The 1,913-nt window shown below is 52.5% G+C and carries 1 protein-coding gene and 1 pseudogene; both read right to left on the reverse strand.

Annotated elements, in window-relative coordinates; genetic code table 11:
• Positions 1–207: 207 nt before the first annotated feature.
• Positions 208–1,033: pseudogene (locus NET03_RS13315) on the reverse strand (ExeA family protein).
• On the reverse strand, positions 1,026–1,913 hold an 888-nt coding region (locus NET03_RS13320), incomplete at its 5' end, for a TnsB C-terminal domain-containing protein (protein ID WP_252129375.1). The pseudogene NET03_RS13315 and the gene NET03_RS13320, both read right to left, overlap by 8 nt.

Consider the following 1,913-nt stretch of genomic DNA (forward strand, 5'->3'; position numbering starts at 1 on the left):
TGTAAATTAGCACATTATTTCAGAATCCCTTTTTCAAATTATTTCAGGCGGATTCGGAAATAATGTGCAAAATTTTTGCGGATTGTTCCGGATTTTGCACATTCTTTCGGAACGTTTGCACGCTCTTTCAGATGAAGATTTCCAGCGCGCCTGATGGACCGATGGAAAAGAAAAAGCACAAAAGAGGCCGATTCGGCCCCTTTCATGCTAATACCCCATTTCCTCTGCGGCCATGCGCACCACTTCTTCGTCAATGGCGTCCTTTTTCAGCTGATACCCGTATAACAGGCACGTCGTGGCCAACGTGTTGATCACCCGAGGCCATCCCCGCGACTGCAGGGCAATCGCCTCTAACGCCGATGGGGTGAAGATCGGGTGCTTCGCCCCGGCCTGTTTCATCCGATGCTCGATGTAGCCCGCCACCTCTTCCTTCTCCAGCGGCCCCATCCGGTATCGCATGATGATCCGCTGGTCGAGAGGGCGGTGCTGATTGAGCCGCAGCTTCCCCTGTAAATGGGGCAGCCCGGCCAAAATCAAGACAAATGGGTTGGTCGAATCCATCTCAAAGTTGAACAAGATCGCGATGTCCTGTAAAAATGCATCCTTCGCTAAATGCATCTCATCCAAAATGAACACCGGCGTGATCCGCCGTTCATGATACAATCGCTCGATCGCCTGCTGGATTTGGCGGAAGAGGTCTACCTTGCGGTACTTCGGTTCCTCTCCTAATCCCAAGGCCAGTCCACGGTAAAAATCCATCACGCCTCCGGTCGATAACGGGAAGTAGANCTCCGGTGGATAACGGAAAGTAGACGACATGATACAAAGATGGATTCAATGACTCTTTCAGCGCCCGAAGGGCGAACGTCTTGCCCGCCCCCGGCTCTCCGATCAACAGCCCGATCCCCCGGGTTCGTTTCACGTACTCCAGCGCCCGCAACGCTTCCTGAAATGACGCCCCTTGATACGCCTCGGACGGGTCTGTTTCTTTCGCAAACGGCTCCCGCGAAAGGGAGTAAAACGATTTATACACCGTGTTCTCCCTCCTTCGCCGGAATCGCCGCAAACGGGGACCGATGGCGTTTTACATAGGCATTGTCCTCCAAACGCACCCGAATGGCTTCCGCCACCCGTTTGCCATCTTCGTACACATAGACGCCTCGTTCGTCATAGCGGAGCTCAATCGATTGCCCAATGAACCGAGGCGGCACTTCGTATAGCTGTTTATTCAGGGTGATCGTGCCATCGGCTTTCACCTTGCGGTGCTCCCGTTTCAGAAAAATCGCATCCAGCCAATCGCCATCTTCGATGAACGACACGAGATGCACTTGCGATTGAAACACCTCATGCGGCGTTTTTCCGTCCAGTGAGGCGTGCGGTTTTCGATGATACTCCTCTTCAAGCCACTTCCAAAAACGCTCGTTCAACTCGTCAAGCGATTTCGGCGGATTCAGCTCCAACAGTGGATAAAACCGTGTCTGTACGGTGCGGAAGAACCGTTCGATTTTTCCCTTGCTTTGCGGGTCATACGGCTGGGTGTGGATGAGTGTAATCCCCATCTCGGCGCACGCATACTGCAGCACCTCGGACCGATAAATTTTCCCGTTGTCCGAGTAAATGCGTTTCGGCTTCCCGCAACGAAGCACCGCTTCCTTCGTGACGATCCGCAGCCCGTCAAACTTCTCCGAAGGGAAAAATTGGGCATATGGCACTAACCGCGAGCAGTCATCGATATACGCGATCAAAAACGTTTTCTGGGCTTTCCCATGGACGCGAATCGTGGGTCCATGGGATAAGTCCCCTTGCCATAGCTCATTGATCTGGTCATACGCAAAACGCTTTCGCTCCGGCATCGGCAAGATTTCTTTTCCCACCAGGTTGTGTTTTTTCAACAATCGGTATATAGTAAAGTA

The organism is Thermomicrobium sp. CFH 73360 (genome assembly GCF_023806465.1).
Taxonomy (GTDB): Bacteria; Chloroflexota; Chloroflexia; order Thermomicrobiales; family Thermomicrobiaceae; genus Thermomicrobium.